The organism is Sphingomonas abaci (genome assembly GCF_014199625.1).
Lineage (GTDB): Bacteria > Pseudomonadota > Alphaproteobacteria > Sphingomonadales > Sphingomonadaceae > Sphingomonas > Sphingomonas abaci.
Window position 1 is genome coordinate 165,882 of the sequence record NZ_JACHNY010000005.1, and the last position, 19,466, is coordinate 185,347.

Annotated in this window: 16 protein-coding genes and 1 tRNA gene; 14 read left to right on the plus strand and 3 right to left on the minus strand. The window is 68.4% G+C overall.

What is annotated here, in order from left to right; genetic code table 11:
* Positions 1–88 precede the first annotated feature (88 nt).
* Positions 89–3,052: a TonB-dependent receptor gene (locus tag GGQ96_RS13050; protein WP_184115421.1), complete on the minus strand. Its 2,964-nt coding sequence runs from the start codon at positions 3,050–3,052 to the stop codon at positions 89–91.
* 231 nt (positions 3,053–3,283) lie between these two features.
* Between GGQ96_RS13050 and GGQ96_RS13055 the strand changes: the two genes are divergently transcribed.
* Positions 3,284–4,840: a tryptophan halogenase family protein gene (locus GGQ96_RS13055; RefSeq protein ID WP_184115422.1), complete on the plus strand. Its 1,557-nt coding sequence runs from the start codon at positions 3,284–3,286 to the stop codon at positions 4,838–4,840.
* Here the strand turns inward: GGQ96_RS13055 and GGQ96_RS13060 are convergent.
* Entirely contained in the window at positions 4,831–6,456 is a 1,626-nt protein-coding gene (locus GGQ96_RS13060; protein WP_184115423.1) for a DUF5597 domain-containing protein, read from the minus strand. The two genes, GGQ96_RS13055 and GGQ96_RS13060, sit on opposite strands and share 10 nt — an antisense overlap.
* Positions 6,457–6,628: 172 nt before the next feature.
* Between GGQ96_RS13060 and GGQ96_RS13065 the strand changes: the two genes are divergently transcribed.
* From GGQ96_RS13065 to GGQ96_RS13115, 11 genes are all read left to right on the plus strand, one after another.
* Positions 6,629–7,393 carry a Crp/Fnr family transcriptional regulator gene (locus tag GGQ96_RS13065; RefSeq protein WP_184115424.1) on the plus strand — a complete coding sequence of 255 codons (765 nt, stop codon included), beginning with the start codon at positions 6,629–6,631 and terminating at the stop codon, positions 7,391–7,393.
* A 150-nt stretch (positions 7,394–7,543) separates the two neighbouring features.
* The gene (locus tag GGQ96_RS13070) at positions 7,544–8,725 is read left to right on the plus strand and encodes an inositol-3-phosphate synthase (RefSeq protein ID WP_184115425.1); all 1,182 of its coding nucleotides are present in this window, start codon (positions 7,544–7,546) and stop codon (positions 8,723–8,725) included.
* The gene (locus tag GGQ96_RS13075) at positions 8,722–9,627 is read left to right on the plus strand and encodes an HD domain-containing protein (protein ID WP_184115427.1); all 906 of its coding nucleotides are present in this window, start codon (positions 8,722–8,724) and stop codon (positions 9,625–9,627) included. Before GGQ96_RS13070 ends, GGQ96_RS13075 begins: the two co-directional genes overlap by 4 nt.
* Positions 9,624–10,736 carry a methyltransferase domain-containing protein gene (locus GGQ96_RS13080; RefSeq protein ID WP_184115429.1) on the plus strand — a complete coding sequence of 371 codons (1,113 nt, stop codon included), beginning with the start codon at positions 9,624–9,626 and terminating at the stop codon, positions 10,734–10,736. Before GGQ96_RS13075 ends, GGQ96_RS13080 begins: the two co-directional genes overlap by 4 nt.
* Positions 10,736–11,731 (plus strand): Gfo/Idh/MocA family protein, encoded by a 996-nt coding sequence (locus GGQ96_RS13085; protein ID WP_246360549.1) that lies wholly within the window; start codon positions 10,736–10,738, stop codon positions 11,729–11,731. Before GGQ96_RS13080 ends, GGQ96_RS13085 begins: the two co-directional genes overlap by 1 nt.
* Positions 11,722–12,537, plus strand: a complete 816-nt coding sequence (locus tag GGQ96_RS13090) for an MBL fold metallo-hydrolase (RefSeq protein ID WP_184115433.1) — start codon at positions 11,722–11,724, stop codon at positions 12,535–12,537. Before GGQ96_RS13085 ends, GGQ96_RS13090 begins: the two co-directional genes overlap by 10 nt.
* On the plus strand, positions 12,534–14,039 hold the full coding sequence (locus GGQ96_RS13095) for a YcaO-like family protein (RefSeq protein WP_184115435.1): 1,506 nt from the start codon (positions 12,534–12,536) through the stop codon (positions 14,037–14,039). Before GGQ96_RS13090 ends, GGQ96_RS13095 begins: the two co-directional genes overlap by 4 nt.
* Positions 14,036–14,866, plus strand: coding sequence for a sugar phosphate isomerase/epimerase family protein (locus GGQ96_RS13100; protein ID WP_184115437.1), 831 nt, complete (start codon positions 14,036–14,038; stop codon positions 14,864–14,866). Before GGQ96_RS13095 ends, GGQ96_RS13100 begins: the two co-directional genes overlap by 4 nt.
* Positions 14,863–16,071, plus strand: a complete 1,209-nt coding sequence (locus tag GGQ96_RS13105) for a glycosyltransferase family 4 protein (RefSeq protein WP_184115439.1) — start codon at positions 14,863–14,865, stop codon at positions 16,069–16,071. Before GGQ96_RS13100 ends, GGQ96_RS13105 begins: the two co-directional genes overlap by 4 nt.
* Positions 16,068–16,769: a PIG-L family deacetylase gene (locus tag GGQ96_RS13110; RefSeq protein WP_184115441.1), complete on the plus strand. Its 702-nt coding sequence runs from the start codon at positions 16,068–16,070 to the stop codon at positions 16,767–16,769. The genes GGQ96_RS13105 and GGQ96_RS13110 overlap by 4 nt, the downstream gene beginning before the upstream one ends.
* A 60-nt stretch (positions 16,770–16,829) precedes the next feature.
* Positions 16,830–17,603 carry an SDR family oxidoreductase gene (locus GGQ96_RS13115; RefSeq protein WP_184115444.1) on the plus strand — a complete coding sequence of 258 codons (774 nt, stop codon included), beginning with the start codon at positions 16,830–16,832 and terminating at the stop codon, positions 17,601–17,603.
* A 54-nt stretch (positions 17,604–17,657) separates the two neighbouring features.
* Here the strand turns inward: GGQ96_RS13115 and GGQ96_RS13120 are convergent, their stop codons facing one another.
* On the minus strand, positions 17,658–18,140 hold the full coding sequence (locus GGQ96_RS13120) for a MarR family transcriptional regulator (RefSeq protein WP_184115446.1): 483 nt from the start codon (positions 18,138–18,140) through the stop codon (positions 17,658–17,660).
* A 61-nt stretch (positions 18,141–18,201) separates the two neighbouring features.
* Between GGQ96_RS13120 and GGQ96_RS13125 the strand changes: the two genes are divergently transcribed.
* Both GGQ96_RS13125 and GGQ96_RS13130 read left to right on the plus strand, forming a co-directional pair.
* The gene (locus GGQ96_RS13125) at positions 18,202–19,290 is read left to right on the plus strand and encodes a branched-chain amino acid aminotransferase (RefSeq protein WP_184115448.1); all 1,089 of its coding nucleotides are present in this window, start codon (positions 18,202–18,204) and stop codon (positions 19,288–19,290) included.
* Between the two features lie 45 nt (positions 19,291–19,335).
* Positions 19,336–19,410 (plus strand) — tRNA-Gln (locus tag GGQ96_RS13130).
* Positions 19,411–19,466: the final 56 nt, after the last annotated feature.

The window sequence follows — 19,466 nt, forward strand, 5'->3', positions numbered from 1 at the left end:
TGCCCGCCCGGCCGGTGACGCACCGAGGCCGGACGGGCACGCAGGGGGAGCCCTGGACATTGGGCGGGCCGAAAACCCGCCCGTGCGGTCAGTTGCGCATCCGGAACGAGATGCCGAAGCGACGATCGTTCAGTTCGAAATTGCGCGGGTTGCCGGGATAATATTGATAGCTGTCGAAGCGCGCGCGGGTCAGGTTGATCGCGTCTACCGTCACCGAAACCTTGGGCGTGAAGTTGTACCCAATCGACGCATCCAACTGGCCATAGGCGCGGTTGTAGATCGGCACGCCGCCAGTGCCATTGCTGGCGGAGTCGAACAGATAGTGGCTCCGCCAGTTATAGGCCGCGCGCGCGGTGAAACCATATTTCTCGTACAGGCCGACGAGGTTGTAGCTCCACTTGGACAGGCCCTGGAGCGAGGTCGGCACCTGGTCGCCGTTCAGGAGCGTGCCGGTGGCGCCGGGCGCGCTGCTGTCGACATAGGTGAGGTTCGCCTGCGCGCCCAGTCCGGACAGCGGCCCTGGCAGGAAGTCGAAGAAGGTGTTGCCGCCGATCTCGAACCCCTTCACCTCGCCCCTCGCGCCGTTGACGAAGGCGGTGTAGCGGAAGGTCTGCGGACCCTGGCCCGGCACCTCGACCTGCTGCTCGAACACCTGCGAGGTGGTGAAGTTCTTGAGCTTCTTGTAGAAGACCGTGCCGTAGAAGAAGGTCGTGGCGGCGGCGTTCCACTCCAGCGCCAGGTCGGCCTGGTCGACGGTCAGCGGCTTCAGCAACGGATTGCCGCCCGTGCCGGTGTTCACGCCATTGGGCTGGTAGCCGATGACGGTGGTGCCATCGAGCAGCTGGGCATAGCCGACCGAGAATTGGCGGTTGGCATTGAGTTGCGAGAAATCCGGCCGCGACAGGCCTTTGGACGCACCGGCGCGCAGTTGCAGTCGCTCGGTCAGGTGCGCGCGCAGGTTCAGGCTCGGCAACACCTTGGTATAGGACTGACCGACCGCATAGGGCTGGTCCAGCGTCACCTGCTGCGAATCAGCACCCAGGGTCGGGCGATAGTTGAGGCGGGTGGTGCCGCTGGCGTCGGCATCGGTCTTCACCACGCGCACGGCGATGTTGCCGTCGAGCGGCAGCCCGGCGTCGACCTTGAAATAGGCCGCGAGATAGCCGGCATAGGTCTTCTCGTTCTGGGTGTTGATGTCCTGGTCGGAGAAGGTTGTGATCGCCCGGCCGCCGATCGTGCGGAACGCCGCGACCGGATCGTTGAACAGCACCGCCGAGGCATAGGGCACCGAACCGATAATCGCATCGCCCTTGCCGCCGAACAGCGCGCCGTAAGGCGAGTTGATCCCGAGCGCGGCGGGATTGGCGAGGTTGAGTGGCGTGCCGTCGGCATTGGTCGGGGCCGCCGCCGTCCAGTTATAGGGCGTGCTGCGATTGATCGCTTCGCGATCGGTATAGCGGACCCCGCCCTGGATCGAGGTCAGGATGCTGTCGTCGAAGTCCCATTCCAGGTCGAGACGCGCCGCCTTCTGCGTCGCTACGCTGTCCTCCAGATGGTCCATGATCGCGGTGAAGCGATAGGCGGCGGGATCGGCGATCGCCCCCGTGCCCGGCGCACTCTGGAACGAGATGGCCGGCAGGTCGTGGCTCAGGTCGATCGTATAGCCGGCCAGGTCCTTCTGCCCGAAGGCGGTGTAGCTGGAGACGTTGGCGGTCGCGCGGACATATTGCAGGTCGAGATTGACGTGCAGCCGATCGGTCGGCTGCCACTTCACGCCGCCGGCATAGTCGGTGGTCTTGGTGCGCGAGAAGGCGACCTGCGTGTTGTTCTGCACGTTCAGCGCCGTGTTGGCGTTAGGCGTGGCCGGAGTGAAGCCATTAAAGCCGCCCGAGACGAACTGGCCGTCGTCGAAGCGGAAGCCGCCGGCATTGGGCTGCATGTAGTTGAGGAAGTCGGGGCTCGTGCTGTTGGTCACGAAGCTCGAATAATTGGGCGTGTAGAGGTCGTAGTTCGCCTGGAACACGGTGCCGTAGAATTGCAGGTTGCTCGCCGGCTCCCACTGGGCGGCGGCGTAATAGCCGCGCCGCTTGCGGCTGCCTTGCGTCACCTGAATGCCCGCGCCGTCGGGCATCGACAGGGTCTGCCCGGCATAGCCGGGGATGCCGGTGACCGGAACATAGGGCTCGATCGTCGCCTGGTCGCGGCGGAAGGAGGATTCGTAATAGGACACGTCGACCAGGATGCCGAAGTCGCCGATGCCGGTGTCGCTCCAGGTCTTGCTGACCAGCGCCGAACCGTTGAAGCGTGCATCCTTGGCCAGGTCGAAATAATTCGCCCCCATGCTCGCCGACAGCACGAAGCCCTTCTCGTCGAACGGCATACGCGTGCGCAAGTTGACCAGGCCACCGATGCCACCCTCGATCTCCTTGGCGGACGGGTCCTTGTACACGTCGACGCCGGCGAGCAGTTCGGAGGGAACATCTTCGAAGCTTAGCGAGCGGCCGCCGCTGCCGCCGAACACGTCGCGGCCGTTGAGCTGAGTCTTGACCTGGGTCAGGCCACGGATCGCGATACCGGACCCTTCGCCGTAGTTGCGGCTGATCTGGATGCCCGACACGCGTTGCAGCGCCTCCGCGACGTTCTTGTCGGGCAGCTTGCCGATGTCGGTCGCGGTGATCGAGTCGACGAACTGGTCGGAATTGAACTTCAGCGCCTGGGCAGTCGCCAGGCTGCGGCGCAGGCCGGTGACGACGATGTCCGCGCCCTGCCCGTCGTCCTGCGGGCCGGCGGCCTGCTCCACGGTCGACGCGTCCGAGGGCGGGACGGCCGCGACCGTGCCGCTGCCGTCGCGGGGCAGCGCGCCGGTGGCGGGCGTGCCCTGCTGGCTGGCGGTCGACGGATTGCCGTCGGACTGGGCGGGCGCGCCGGCACCCGGCTTGGTCGCATCCTGCGCCAGCGCGGGCGTGGCCACCAGCGCCAGCGTCAACAGCGACGCCCCGGCGGCGATCGCCCGGACGTGGCGCCGGATCAGAATAGGCGTATCGGTCTGCATCACAGTTTCCCCAAGGCTCCGGACCGGGCCGGCAGCGTTTCGACGGGGAGCGGTCACAGCCGCAAAAACGGCTGCGTCATCCTCCCCGGCCACGACCCCCACAGCCCGTTCCACGGACGCGTTTGATCGATATGTCACCGGTATCGCTGGAAAAAATTAGCGTCAATGTGATTGTTGCCATTAATATGACTTGTTCGACGACCTTGGGTTTTTGCGCAACAGCGTGGAAGGATGACCGTGGCTGATACCGATACCGCAGCGCCGATCGCCTCGATTGCGATCGTCGGCGGCGGCACCGCCGGATGGATGGCGGCGGCGGCGCTGGCGCGGTCGCTGGGCCCCCGCCCGCCAGCCATCACCCTGATCGAGTCGGAGGCGCTGGGCACGATCGGGGTCGGCGAGGCGACGATCCCGCCGATCCGCGAAATGAACCGGCTGCTCGGCCTGGCGGAAGAGGAATTCGTCCGCGCGACCGGCGCGACCTTCAAGCTGGGCATCGCTTTCGAGAACTGGCGGGCGGTTGGACATCGCTACTTCCACCCCTTCGGTCGGCTGGGTGCGGCGATCGGGCCCTTGCCGTTCCACCTATATTGGCAGGCCCTGGTGGCGGTGCGGCCGGACGCGGCTGGGACGCTGACCGCGTACAGCCTGCCGGCCATGGCGGCGGCGGCCGGCACGTTCCAGCAGCCGAGCGACGATCCGCGCAACACGCTGTCGATGATGAGCCATGCCTATCATTTCGACGCGGGCCTCTATGCCCGCTTGCTGCGCCATCGCGCCGAGGCGGACGGCGTGGCGCGGCTGGAGGGGCGGATCGTATCGGTGGTCCGTCACGAGCGCGACCATCCCGCCGGACCGATGGTGCGATCGGTCACGCTGGCGGACGGGCGGAGCGTGGCGGCGGACCTCTTCATCGACTGTTCGGGCTTCGCCGGGCTGCTGATCGGCGCGGATCCGGGCAATGCCTATCAGGACTGGCGGCATTGGCTGCCGTGTGACAGCGCGCTGGCGATGCCGACCGAGCGGACGGCCGATCCCCTGCCCTACACGCGCGCGATCGCGGAGCAAGCGGGCTGGCAATGGCGCATCCCGCTCCAGCATCGGGTGGGTAATGGCCACGTCTTCGCCAGCGACTTTGTCGAACGCGATACGGCGGAACGCGTGCTGCGCGACAGCGTGGCGGGCACGCCCCTTGCCGAGGCACGCCTGCTCCGCTTCACCCCCGGGCGTCGAGCCCAAGCGTGGCGTGGCAATGTCGTGGCGATCGGGCTGGCCGCGGGCTTTCTGGAGCCGCTGGAGTCGACCAGCATCCATCTGGTGCAGTCGGCGGTGACGCGGCTGCTCGCGCTGTTCCCGGACCAGGGCTTCGCCCCGGCCGACATCGCCTATTTCAACCGCGCCACGGCAGCGGAATATGAGCGGATCCGCGACTTCCTGATCCTCCACTATCACGCCACCGAGCGGCGGGACTCGGCCTTTTGGGATCATGTCCGCGAACAGGCGATCCCGGACACGCTCGCCGAGCGGATCGACCTCTATCGCAGCCGGGGGCGCTTCTTCCCCGAGCCGTTCGACCTGTTCCTGGAGCCGAGCTGGATCGCGGTGCTGCACGGCCAGGGGATCACGCCGGCGCAGCCCGACCCACTGGCGCTGGCGGCGGCGGATCGGCTTGCCGAGGTGCTGCCCCGCATGCGCGCGGCGATCGCGCGGGCGGTGGCGACGATGCCCGGCCATGCGGCGTTCCTCGCCCGCCACATCGCCGCGCCGCGCCCGCCCGATCAGCGATAACGGCCCATCGTCACCTTCAGGATGGCGGGCCGGTCGATCAGGTTGATGCCGTAATCGGTCTGATCGCCGTTCCAGACGCGGTCCATGACCCAGCGGCCCTGGTCGAAATGCCCCTCCTCCACCTTCACCACCATGCCGTTCGCCGGACCGCCCGGCCGCGTGGCGAAATTCAGCCGGACATGATCGCCGGTGAACAGAAACTCATCGGGCGAGAGCTGCGCGACCGCGACGCCGCCGATCGGATCCTTGGCCCAAGGGGCGGGATCGGATTGCAGCCAGCTCCACTCCTTCAGCCCGAATTGCCATTCGCCCCAGCTCGCGGTGATGGTCCAGTCGCCCATGGTGGTCGAGACCGGCGCGTCGTCGTCGGGCTTGGCGGCGCCCCAGGTCGGATGCTCGAACGCGATCCGGGCCCAGTCGCGCTGCATCCGGGCGAACACGCCATAAGGCCGGGCGAAGGCGTCCAGCGTCGCATCGTCCAATGCGGTCGCGCCGAGCGGGAAGTTGAAGTAGCCGGTGTCGTCCATCCCGAAGGGCGAAAAGCCGATCGCCCCGCGCCCGATCGCGGCGTAGAAATAGCGGGCGAAGGTTCGCGCGTTGCCGATCTCCGGCACCATCAGCGCATTGTCCGGCCGGCGATAGGCGTCGAGATAAAGGGCGACGTTCTTGCTCGCCTTGTCATAGAGGTCGGGCGCGGCGAAATCGATCGACGGGGCCGCCGCCTTCCAGATGTCGAGCACGTCCTGTTGCGGTCCGCCGCTGGCGACGCCGGTCGGATCGGGCACGTTGGACGGTCCGGCGAGCGCCGCGTTGACGTACATGGGCAATGGCTTCACCGCCTTACCAGCCGCCGCGATCGCGTCGACATAGCGCGCGGTGTACCAGGTATTGAACGCGCGATCGGCCTGCGCCCCGAACGCCTGCGTCCAATTGCCCGACTTGCCGAGCTTGCGGGCGAGCGCGAGCGGGATCGGCTGGGAAAAGGCGGCATTGGCGGCGGCGCTGTAGTCGCGCGGGTTGCGATAGCTGCCGACCTCGTTCTCGGGCTGCACCATGATGACGGTGTTTTGCGGATCGTGGTCGCGCAGATAGGTCATCAGCGCGACGAAGGCGCGCCGGTCCGCCTCCATCGTCGTACGGGCCATTGGGGTCAGGACATAATGGTCCTTGCCGGCCTTGTCCTTCATCCGCGGGAAGCGGCGATTGTCCAGCTTGACCCAATCGGGCGTGTAGCCGGGCGAGGTATTCTTCCAGGTGCCGAACCACAGCAGCACGACGCGCTTGTCATGCGCGCGGGCCTGGTCGAGCAGGGTCTGCACGAATGCGAAGTCGAACTGCCCTTCGCGCGGCTCGATCTGCTGCCAGGCGACCGGGATCTCGACGGTATTGGCATGGATACGGTCGAGCACCGGCCAGACGTGCGGTAGCGCCACCGCATAGTTGCTGGAATTGTTGACCTGCCCCGCCAGCATCAGGAACGGCGCACCATCGACGATCAGCGCATGGCGGCCGTGGCGGCTTTCCAGATGCGGCACCGGCGTCGCCGCCTGCTGCGCCAGAACAGGCGACGCGGCGAGTAGCAGCGCCCCCGCTGCGATGGTGGCTATGCGCTTCATGATCCCTCCCGGACGGCTGAGCTCTTTTGACGTCCTATCGCCCGCACGGTTCGCGATCACAAGGGGCAATCATCTGATTAATAGTGTATCTTGGTCCGACGACGGTCAATCCTGATCGCGGTAAAGATGCCGACCCAGGGAAATTGCAATCCCTCCGGACGTTCAGTGGCTTATGCCGATTAGCCCCCTTGAAGCGCGTCTGTCGCATCATTTGGATCTGACCTTTTCCGAACGCGAGGCGATCCGCTGGCTGGAACGACGCGAAAGGAGCTTCCGCGCGCGCGACATCATCATCCATGAGGGCGAGGCGACCGACTGTCTCTATATCGTCGCGAGCGGCTGGCTGCATGGCTCAACCGTCTTGAAAGACGGCGACCGGCAAATCCTGCGCTTCTATTTCGTCGGCGACATCACCACCACCTTCTCGATCGCCTGGGGGCGGAGCGCCGCGACCCTGCAAGCGGTGAGCGACGTGACCCTGTACGAAATACCCAAGGACGTCTTCGGTCGCATCTTCCGTAGCCATCCCCGCATCGGCGCATTGCTGTTCGCCATCGCAACCTCCGAACAGGTGGCGATGGCCGACCGGTTGACCTCCGTCAGCAAGACCGATGGCTTCACGCGGATCGCGACGCTGCTGCTCGACATCCGGTCGCGGCTGCGCGTGGTCGACGGCCTGCGCGGCAGTTCCTTCGAGTTACCGCTCACCCAAAAGGACCTGGGCGATGCACTCGGGCTGACCAAGACGCATGTCAATCGGTCGCTCAAGGCGCTGGAGGCGACCGGCTTGGTCGAGCGCGACGGCCGCGTCATCCGCATCCTCGATATCGATCGCCTGGCGGCGTTGGTCGACTTCCGCGACCGGCACCAAGAAATCGCGGTCGACTGGCTTCCCCCGGTCGGCGCGGCGGACATGCCCCAGGTCGCGATGACATAGGTCACTCCGTTTCGGGTCCGAAAATACTTATGTCACAACCCTGCGGCAAATTCTAGAACGGATTGGAAAAGCAGGAAACCTCTACCTGCCTTGCATCATTGCCCCGGTTGATACGGTCCGAAGCGGGCCGCACGGGCGGGGATCTGGAATATGGCAGAACGTTTGGGCGTGGCGATCGTTGGGGTCGGAGGCGCGGTCGCGACGACCGCCATCGCCGGCATCGAGATGATCAAGGCGGGATCGAACAGCTTCGACGGCTTGCCGCTGGCGGGCCGCGATGTGGCCGGCATGGTCGCCTATCGCGACATCGAGTTTGGCGGCTGGGATCTGGCCGATGAGTCGCTCGGCACGCTGGCGCTGCGCCACGGCGTGATCGGCGAGAAGGAACTGGCCGACGGGGCCGCCGCGCTCAACGACATGCGCGCCTGGAAGGCGGCCGGCTCGACCGGCTATTGCGCCAATATCGACGGCAGGAACAAGATGGAGACCGGCCACCGCGCCGCGATCCGCCAGATCCAGGACGATCTGCGCCGCTTCACCGCAGAGAAGCAGCTCGACCGCGTCGTCGTCGTCAACCTCGCCTCCACCGAGCGGGTGCCCCATGCGGACGACGCCGCGCTCCAATCCCGCGCCGCATTCGAGCAGGGGCTGGACAGCGACGATGCCGCGATCAGTCCGGCGATGCTGTATGCCTATGCGGCGATCGACGCGGGCACGCCTTACGCCAATTTCACCCCGTCGGTCGCCGCCGACATCGCGCCGCTCGCCGAGATGGCGGCCGAGCGCAACGTGCCGGTGGCGGGCAAGGACGGCAAGACCGGTCAGACCTTTATGAAGACGGTGATCGCGCCCGCGCTGCGCGACCGCGCCCTGCATGTCGATGGCTGGTTCTCGACCAACATCCTTGGCAATTCGGACGGGCTGGCCCTCGACGATCCCAAGTCGCTCCAGTCGAAGCTCGGCACCAAGGGAAGCGTGCTCAACTCGATCTTGGGCTACCCGGTCGAGGATCACATCGTGATGATCCACTATTACCGGCCGCGCGGCGACGACAAGGAGGCGTGGGACAATATCGACCTGACCGGCTTCATGGGCCAGAAGATGCAGCTGAAGCTCAACTTCCTCTGCAAGGACTCGATCCTGGCCGCGCCGCTGGCGATCGAGATCGCGCGTTGCCTCGACCTGGCCCAGCAGCGCGGCGAGGGCGGCGTGCAGGAGCAGATGGGCCTGTTCTTCAAGCTGCCGCAGACCAGCGGCGCGCACGACCCGGTCCATGCCGTGCCCGAGCAGCAGCGCATCCTGGACGACTGGCTGGACGGCAAGGGCGCGTGAGCGGGGCGCTTTCGCCCGCCGCCCTGCCCTTCTTTCGCGAACTGGGTGATCTGAAACGCATCTATTCGGCGAGCGCGCCGGGGTCGATCGCCGAGCGGCTGTTCGTCGCCGGCTGGGCGGCGCTGGTGCGCGGCGACGATCCCGCGCTGGTGATGCGGCAGGTGGTGGCGTCGGCCCTGGTCTCGGCGCGGCTGGGCGATCTCGACCTCGCCGCGCTGATGACGCTGGGGCTCGGTGACCGGGCGGCCGAGGTGCTGGAGCGCGCGTTCGACGCGGTGACGGGCGACCTTGCTCCCGGACTTCGCGCGTCGTTGCGGAGCGCGCTGCCGTGGGGACGACCGGCGATGGGCGAGACGCCTGCGTTCGTCGGCAAGCTCACCCGGCAGCCGCGGGCCGGCGTCACCTGTCCGGGCAAGCCCCGCATCATGCTGCAACCGGCCGAGAACCATGCCGAACATTGCCTGATGGTCGCCGTCTACGGCGTGCTGGCGAGCGCGTGGCACGGTGCCGACCCGGTCGTCGTCTTCCTCGCCGGCATGGCGCACCATCTGCACAATGCCGACATGGCCGACAGCGGTTATTCGGGCGAGATGCTGCTCGGCGACCTGCTCGATCGGGTGATCGTGACGGCCCGGCAGGCCAGTCTCGACGAACTGGCCCGCGCCAATGCCGCGTTGGCGGAGACAATACGAGCCGTGCTTTCCCCGATCGCAGGCGATGCGACGCCGGAGGCGCGCGCTTTCCATGTCGGCGACGTGCTCGACCGGGTGTTGGAGATCGAGCAGCATGGCCGCGCCGCGCACCTGACGATGACGACGGTGCTGGACGATTACGGCCTGGTGCATGACGGCCCGGTCAAGGCCTTCCACGATCGCATCCTGCGCGACGCGGGACTGGCGTGACGCTCGCCTCGCCCCTGACCGGACGGCCGCTCCGAGCCGATACGCCGCATTCGCTGGCGGCTCCCGGCGAACGCTGGCCCGTGGTCGACGGCATCCCCTATCTGCGCATCGGGAGCGAGGGGCTGGTGCGCGTCGCGCTCGACCATCTCGATGCCGGCTGCCCCGACGATGCGCTGGTCGCGCTGCTGACCGATCAGGATGACTGGTGGACGGGCCCGGCGACCGACCTGTCCGAAGTGAAGACGCTGGTGCGCGAGCGCGACCGTCTGTCCCTGCGCGAGGCGATGGCCTTGCTGCGGCTGGGGCCGGTCGCGGACTATTTCGCCTATCGCTGGAGCGATCCGACCTATCTGGCGGGGCTCGCGCTGGTCGAGGCGCATTGGACCGGGCCTGCCCATGCGTTCGAGCTGGCCTGCGGCATCGGCCACTATCTGCGCGAACTGACCGCGCGCGACGTCGCCTGCTTGGGCGCCGACGTGGTGTTCGCCAAATGCTGGCTCGCCAAGCATTGGGTCGCGCCGGCGGCGGATTATGTCGTATTCGACGCGGCCGGCGCATGGCCGGTCGCGGGCCGCCAGTTCGAGCTGGTGATGTGCCACGACGCCTTCTACTTCCTGCCCGACCAGCCGCGCGTCGCCGATGCCCTGCGCGACCTGGCCGCGCCCGGCGGCGTTGTCGCCGTCAGCCATGTCCACAACAGCGCCGTCGCCGGCGGTGCGAAGGGACCGGCGCGCACGGTCGATGCCTGGGCAGCGCTGTTCCCGACCGCGACCGTCTATGACGAACGCACGCTCCTAACGGCGTTGATGACGCAAGCCACGCCGACACCCTGCGGCTGGACGCCCGACACCGGTGTCGAGGCCTGGTCACTGGTTGAAGGCGGCGGTCGGGCCCGGCCGGTCGCCGGCGGCATTGCGATGCCGGCGGACGCCGCGGCGTTGCGCCCCAACCCGTTGCTCGGTGAGGGGCGCGCCGCCTGGCCATCCGACCGCTATCGCGACGAATATGCGGCCGGCTGCTACTGGGCGATGGCCGACCACGCCCTGCCCTTCGTCCCGCCCGACGACGCGCGGCTGCGCCGCCTGGTCGACCTGCCGGAGCGATGGTGATGCGGTGGGGGATCGTCGGCTTCGGCTGGGTGGCGCGCAGCTATATGATGCCGGGCATCGTCGCGGCGGGCGGGACGGTGACCGCGATCGCCGACCCCTCCCCCGCCGCGCGCGACCGTGCGGCAGCGTTTGGCCTCGCCGCCTTCGGCGATGTTGAGGCGATGCTGGCGTCGGGCCTGTGCGACCTGGTCTATGTCGCCACGCCCAACGATGCGCATGTCGCGCCCGTGCGCGCCTGCGCCAGGCAGGGCATACCGGTGCTCTGCGAGAAGCCGATCGCGGCGACCCTCGACCAGGCGGAGGCAATGGCGGCGGCGCTATCCCCGGACGCGCTCTACGGCACCGCCTTCGACCAGCGGCACCATCCGGCGCACGTCGCGATGCGGGACGCCATCGCCGCGGATGCGATCGGCCGGGCGGTGGCGGTGCGGATCGTCTATGCCTGCTGGGTCGATCCGGCCTGGAGCCCCGATGGCGGCGCGCATGACAATTGGCGCGCGGATCCGGCGCGCGCGGGAGGCGGCGCGGTGATCGATCTCGCGCTGCATGGCCTGGACCTTAGCGAGCGCCTGCTCGGCGAGCCGCTCGCGGCGCTCACGATCCAGTTGCAGCGGCGCATCCATGCCTATTCGGTGGATGATGGCGGCATGTTGTCGGGCCGCACCGCCTCGGGCGTGCTGTTCCAGAGCCATGTCGCCTATAATTGCGCGGAGGTTCTGCCCCGGCGGCGGCTGGAGGTGCTGGGCGAGCGCGGCCTGCTGGTCGCGACCGACACGATGGGGCAGACCGCCGGCGGCATGCTGGTCCGTCGCTGCGGCGCCAGCGGCGTGGAGACGGCACTGCCGTTCGACGCCGGCACCGCGCCCTTCGCCGCCCAGGCCGCTGCGTTCATGGCGGCGGCGCGGGGACGGCCGCACGATTTCTCCCTGTCGCGCGACCTCGCGCTCATGCGCCTGTTCGACCAGGCTTATCAGGATGCCCGCTCATGCCTCTAAGCTGCTTCGCCTGCGCCCATTGCGGTTTCTGGCAACGGCATTTCGCACCGCCCGACTGTCCGGTGTGCACGGATGTCCGCAACGACCTGCCCGAGGATGGCTGGCATTTCCTGCCCGAAGCGGAGGTCGCCGCCACCCATGAAGGCGCCGCGCGCGAGGTCGCGCCGGGCCTCTGGGCCTTCACCACCCATCCGGCGCTGGGCTTGGGCGGCACCGGCTGGCTGATCGTGCGCGACGGCGGCAACATCGCCTTCGAGGCCGCGCCCTATTATTCGCCAGCGATGCTGGACCGGATCGCGAGCCTCGGCGGCATCGGCTTCCTCGCCGCCAGCCATGCGCACGGCTATGGCGCGCTGTTCCAACTCCAACGTCACTTCGCGCCGCCGGTCGTCGCCATCCAGCGCGACGATCTGCGCATGACCAAGGCGTTCCAGGTCACCGCCCCGTATGACGAGCGGTTGGAGCTTGCGCCCGGCTACACGCTCCATCATGTCGGCGGCCATTACGAGGGGCAGGCCTGTCTGCACGACGCACCGGGTCGCCGGCTGTTTTGCGGCGACATGTTCAAGATCGACCAGGATGCTTCCGGGCGCAGCCACGCCATTTCCAGCCACAAGGCCTTTCACAAGGACATCCCGCTGACCCATGCCGAACTGCACGGCTATCGCGCGGTGGTCGCGGAACTCGACTTCGACGCGGTGCTGACGCCGTTCGAATATGCGCCGGAGGTGGACCGCGCGGTCGCGCTCGCCGCGCTGGACGACGGCCTGGCGCGCGCGCCGGGCGTGAAGAGGATGCCGCTATGAACTCTGGCCTTCCCGCCGGCCTTGGCCCCGCCGCCCGCGCCTATCTCGATGCTTTCCCCAAGGGCGACGTGGTCGCCTTCCCGATCCATCCGCTCGACCGGCTGGGCCTGCCGGTCTGGGTCGTCGCGCTATTCCCCGAGGATGCGGCGCTCGGCGGCATCATGCCTTACGGCGTCGGTTACGGCGCGACGGACGAGGCGGCGGTGCTGGGCGGGCTGGGCGAGATCGCGGAAATGGTCTGGCCGACGCTGACGCTCGGCGAACGCGCCAAGACGCGGGGGAGCTATGCCGAGCTGGTCCGATCGCTCGGCGCGCGTTCCGTCGCCGATCCGCTGACACTGGGCCTGCCCGCCGGGTCGCCGGTCGGCTGGGACACCGTACTCGAATGGGTGGAGGCGAGGCGCTGGGCGGACGGATCGACCGTCCTCGTGCCGATCGACCTCGCCGCCTATTCGTCCAAGGAGCTGTCACCCGGCTATCGGCCATTCACGACGATCATCTCGAACGGCATGGGGGCCGGGCCCGACATGTATTGGGCGATCGGCCATGGCCTGTGCGAGATTCTGCAACGCGACGGTAACGGGCTGTTGTTCCGCGCCCTCGACCAGGGCGTGACGCTCGACCTGGACATCCCCCTGCCCGCCACGACCCGCGCCATTCTCGAGCGGTTCGACGCTGCCGGCATCCGCGCGATGCCCAAATTCGCGACGGACCAATATGGCCTGCCCAACCTCTATTGCGTCGGCGTCGACGAGCGCGAAACCCCGGCCGCGCCCATCATGGTGACCGGGTGCGGCGAGGCCTGTCATGCCGATCGCGCCGCGGCGCTCGACAAGTGCCTGACCGAATATGCCGCCAGCCGCGCGCGCAAGGCCTTCGCGCACGGACCGGCCGATCTCGCCGCGACGGTCGCGCCCGACGGGTATGTCGAGCGGTTCATGGCGCAGGCTGGCGGCGCCGCCAAGTCGAGCGACCCGCGCGCCTTCGACGCGATGCGCGACTGGACCGGGCGCGACGCGGCGACGCTACGGGGCTGGCTGGGCAACAACGTCCTGTCCGAGCGGTCCCGCCACGCCTTCTCCGCCCTGCCCAGCGCGCCCGCCCCGGACGGCCACGCACGCGCCGCCGCCGCCCGCGCGGCGGTGGAGCGGGCCGGCTTCGACATCCTCTATGTCGATATGTCCCCGGCCGATCGCGCGGTCAGCGTAGTCAAGGTGATCGTGCCCGGCATGGAGGTGGAGACGATGAGCTATTACCGGATTGGCACGCGCAATACCGAAAAGCTGCTGGCGATGGACTCGCCGTTGATCCGCTTTGGCGATGAAACGGCCGATCTGCGCCGAATCCGCCTGCCGGCCGGCGATGCCGATCGGCTGGGTCACCCCCTCTTCGACACGGCGGCGGCGGACCGGCTGGTTGGGCCGCTCTACCCGTTGTACCGCGAGCCGGAGGCGCATCACGTCGCCCATCGCGCCGGGCGGTCGGTGGAGGCCATGGCATGAGCTTGCGTTATGCCTACAATACCAACGGCGCGGCCAACCATCGGCTGGACGATGCGCTGCGGCTGATTGCCGATGCGGGCTATGCCGGGGTCGCCCTGACCCTCGACCACCATCATCTCGACCCGCTCGCGCCCGACTGGGCGCGGGAAGCCGATCGGGTGGCTGCGCTGCTCGACAGGCTGCGGCTGGGCAGCGTGATCGAGACCGGGGCGCGCTACCTGCTCGACCCCCGCGCCAAGCACGAACCGACCCTGGTCACCGCCGCCGCCGAGGGCCGCGACCGGCGCGTCGCCTTTCTCCGCCGCGCGCTCGACGTGGCGGCACGGCTGGGCAGCGAGACCATGTCCTTTTGGGCGGGTGTCCCCGCGCCGGGCGTCGACCGCGACGCCGCATTTGGCTGGCTGAACGAGGGGCTGGCCCGAGTCCTCGACCATGCCGAAGCGGTCGGCGTGGAGGCCAGCTTCGAGCCCGAGCCGGGGATGCTGATCGAGACAGTCGGCGACTATGCGGCGCTCGCCGCCCGGCACCCGCGCCTGCGCCTGGCGCTGGACACCGGCCATTGCCTGGTGACGCAGGATATCGACCCGGCCCAGGCGATCCGCGTTCATGCCGACCGGATCGGCACCGTCGCGATCGAGGACATGCGGCGTGGTGACCACACCCACCTGCCGTTCGGCGAGGGCGACATGGACATGCCGTCGGTGCTAGCGGCGCTGGAGGCGATCGGGTTCACCCGGCTAGTCTGCGTCGAGCTGTCGCGCGAAAGCCCCCGCGCGCACGCCGCCATCCCGGAATCGATCGCCTGGTTGCGACGGATCGCCGCATGAGGATCGGCTTCGTCTCCCGGCGCTTCTTCCCCGCGATTTCGGGCATGTCGATCTATGCGATCAACCTGCTGCGCCAACTGGCCGCGGCCGGTCACGACGTGACGATGATCAGCCAATATTATGGCGATCCTGCCCGCGCCAGCGTCTATGGCGGCGGCCCGCCGCCCGAGGTGGCCGGCGTCCGCATCATCGGGCTGGAGGCGCTGGGCGAACAGGCGGACGGCGACTTCGAACGCGATGTCGAGGCGATGGTCGACGCGATCGCCGCCGAACATGGCCGCCGCCCTTTCGACATCCTCCACGCCCAATATGGCTATCCGACCGGCTGGGCGACCCTGCTCGCGGCGCAGGCGCTGGGCGTGCCCTGCGTCGTGTCGATCCAGGGCGGCGATGGCCACTGGGTCGGTTCCTGTTGCGACACGCACCGGATCGCGATGGAACGGGTGCTGGACCATGCCGGCGCGCTGCTGATCGGCGGCGGGAGCTTCGCGCGCGAGGTGCACGACCGGCTCGGCACGCCGATGGATCGGTTCACGATCGTGCCGGGCGCGGTCGACACCGACCGCTTCACGCCCGGCGAGGCGCATCCAGAGGGGCCGGTGCGGCTCTTCTATCATGGCCGGGTCGACCGTCGCAAAGGCGTGCTCGACATGCTCCACGCACTCGCCCGGGTCGAAGGCGAGTGGACGTGCACAGTCTCCGGCATCGGCCCCGACATGGCGGCGGCGCGGGCGCTTGCCCAGGAACTGGGGCTGAACGCGCGCGTCCGGTTCAGCGGCTATGCCGAATATGACCGCGTTCCCGAGCTCTACCGGGCGCATGACGTCTTCGTGTCGCCAACCTATGCCGAGGGCTTCTCCAACACGATCCTCGAAGCCATGGCGAGCGGACAGGCGATCCTGTCCTGCCGGTCGGTCGGGGTGGTCGACTGCATCCGCGACGGCGAAAACGGCCTGCTGGTCGAACCCGGCGACATCGCGGCGCTGGGCGCGGCGCTGACCCGGATCGTCAGCGACGCCGGCCTGCGCCGGCGGCTGTCCGAAGCGGGACTGGCCGAATGCCGCCGCACCTATAGCTGGCGGAGCGTCGGGCGGCAGATCATGGGCATCTACGCGCAGTTGCAGGGCACGTCCCCCGCGACCGGCATTTCCGCCCAGATCCCCATCGCCCCCTGTCGCTTCCGCACCGAGCCGCATCTGCTGTGAGCCACATCGTCGCCGTCTCGCCGCATCTCGACGATGCTGCCTTCTCGATCGGCGGGTTGCTGGCGGCGCGGGCACGGGCGGGCGACCGGGTCACGATTCTGACCTGCTTCACCGGCAATGTCGCGTCGCCAACCGGCTTCGCGCTTGCCTGCCAGCTCGACAAGGGACTGGCCCCCGAGGTCGATTACATGGCCCTGCGCCGCGCCGAGGATCGCGCCGCCTGCGCGGTGATCGGCGCGCAGGCGGTCCACCTGCCGCTGCTGGAGGCGCCGCATCGCGGCTATGGCAGCGCCCCCGAACTCTTCGCCTCCCGCCGGGCCGACGACACGATGCTGGCGCCGCTTGCCGAGGCGCTGGCCGCCGCATTGGACGACCTGTCACCCGACTGGCTGCTCGGGCCGCTGGCGGTCGGCAATCATGTCGACCACTGGCTGGTCCGCGACGCCCTGGCGGTGATCGGCCGTCCGGTCCTGCTGTGGGAGGACTGGCCCTATCTCACCCGCGCGTCGACCCGCCCCGCCGAGGTGGTACGGCACCGCCACCGGCTGGACGCCGCCGACCGGGCCGATCGGATCGCAATGTGCGCGGCCTACACCTCGCAGCTCGGCTTTCAGTTCGGTTCGGTGGCGGCGATGACGGCGGCGATCGACGCGATCGACAGCGAGGTGCTCCATGCCTCGGACCGCGCGGACCGGTGAACGATCCGCCACGACGATCATTTGGACGACCATCCCCCACCTGACCCGGAGCCGTCGACGATGAAGACCAGTGGCAACACCATTTTGATGACCGGCGGCGGTAGCGGCATCGGCGAGGCGCTCGCCCATCGCTTCCATGATCGCGGCGATACCGTGATCATCGCCGGCCGCCGTCAGGAGGCGCTCGACCGCGCGGCAGCGGGCCGCGAGCGCATCCATACCGTCACGCTCGACGTCGAGGATGCAGCCGCGGTCGACGCCTTCGCCCGCCAGGTCGTCGCCGACTTCCCGGCCTTGAACGTCCTGTTCAACAATGCCGGCATCATGAAGTTCGAGGACCTGACCGGCCGCCGCGACCTGTCGGACGCGGAGGCAACGCTGGCGATCAACGTGCTGGGTCCGATCCGCCTCACCAACGCGCTGATCGACCATCTGGCCAGCCAGCCCGATGCGGCGATCGTCAACGTCACGTCGGGCCTCGCCTATGTGCCGCTGGTCGCCGCGCCCACCTATTCGGCCACCAAGGCGGCGATCCACTCCTACACCGTGTCGCTGCGCACCCAGCTCGAGGGCAAGGTGGAGATCATCGAGCTGGCCCCGCCGGGGGTGCAGACCGACTTGACCCCCGGCCAGGCCAACCGCCCCGGCTATATGCCGCTGGAGGCCTTTGCCGATGCCGTCGCCGCGCAGTTCGCCGAGCAGCCGACCCCCAAGGAGATCCTGGTCGACGAGGTCCAGTTCCTCCGCCAGGCCGAGCGCGAGGGCCGTTTCGACGAGACGCTCAAGACCCTGACCAAGCGCGCCGCCGAACAGCGCGCGGCCGGCGACGCCTGACCGCCTGGGGCGCGGCCGGTGCGGGAGAGACCCGCCCCTGCCCGGCCGCCGCCTTCAGTCGCGCAATGCTTCGACCAACGGGCGCTCGGCGTCCGGGATCATGCCCTCCAGCACCATCCAATAGCCGGCCACCGCCTCCTGACCTGCGCGCGAATAGGCCGCGGACATGCGTTCGCGCACCGCGTCGAACAGCGCGCTCTCCATCGCCGCCCCGCTCTCGGTCAGGCGAAGCAGCCGCTGGCGGCGATCGCGCTCGCCGGGCCGGATCTCGACCAGGCCGCGCTGAGTGAGCTCGGTCAGCACGCGGCCGAGCGATTGCTTGGTGATCGCCAGCAGCGCGAGCAAGGCGCTGACCGTCAGGTCGGGCTTGCGCGCGATGAAGTAGAGCGCACGGTGATGCGCCCGACCGAGACCTTCGGCCGCCAGTCCTCGGTCGATCGACCGGGTAAGGTGGCTATGGCCGAAATACAGGAGTTCGAGTCCGCGCCGCAATTCGGGCTCGCGGAGAAACTGGGCGGAGGGGGCAGAGGCAGCCATGTTGACCCGTTTAGACAGGCCTCCTAGGCGTTTGCAATCCGCCAACAGCATGAGGCCCAGAATGTCAGCGCAATCGTTCCGCTTCGAACCGAATGCCACCCCCGTGGCAGATGCGGAACGAGCTAAGCAGTTGATTGATCCAGGTTTTGGCCGCATCTTTACCGACCATATGGCGGTGATCCGTTTCTCCGACTCGCAAGGGTGGCACGATGCGCACATCGCCGCCCGCCAGCCGGTGCCGATCGATCCCGCCTCCTCGGTCCTGCACTATGCGCAGGAGATCTTCGAGGGGATGAAGGCCTATCGTCTGGCGGATGGCGGCACCGCGCTGTTCCGCCCCGAGCAGAATGCCCGTCGATTCCAGGACTCGGCGCGGCGGCTGGCCATGCCGGAACTGCCCGAGACATTGTTCCTCGAATCGGTCGAGCGGCTGGTCGATGCCGATCGTGACTGGATCCCGGCGGGACCGGACGGCGCGCTGTACCTGCGACCCTTCATGTTCGCCTCTGAAGTGTTCCTGGGCGTGAAGCCGGCGGCGGAATACCTCTACATGGTCATCGCCTCCTCGGTCGGCGCCTATTGGAAGGGTGGCGCCAAGCCGGTGTCGATCTGGGTCAGCCAGCATTACACCCGCGCCGCGGCCGGCGGCACCGGCGCCGCCAAGTGCGGCGGCAATTACGCCGCCAGCCTGCTCGCGCAGAAGGAGGCGATCGCGCAAGGCTGCGACCAGGTGGTGTTCCTGGATGCGGTGGAGCGGCGCTGGGTCGAGGAACTGGGCGGCATGAACGTCTTCCTGGTCTTTGCCGACGGCACGCTGCAGACGCCGGCGCTGACCGGCACGATCCTGCCCGGCATCACCCGGGATTCGCTGCTGACGCTGGCGCGCGACCTGGGTCTGACCGTGCGCGAGGAGCCCTATGCCATCGATCAGTGGCGCGCCGACGCCAAGAGCGGCCGGCTCGTCGAGGCCTTCGCCTGCGGCACGGCGGCGGTGGTGACGCCGATCGGCCGCGTGGCGGCGCCCGAGGGCAGCTTCACCATCGGCGACGGCGCGTCCGGCCCGGTCACGCGCCGGTTGCACGAGGCGTTGGTCGCGATTCAGCGCGGTGCCGCCCCCGATCCGCACGGCTGGCTGCGCCGCATCGGATAAGGGCTTTTCAGGCGCGCCTTTCTGGCTATAAGGCGCGCCTCCCGGTGGGGCGTCGCCAAGCGGTAAGGCAACGGTTTTTGGTACCGTCATACGCAGGTTCGAATCCTGCCGCCCCAGCCAGTTTCTTAAAATCGTTGTTTTGCAATAGCTTACGGGATCATTCGCCAACTTTGTGG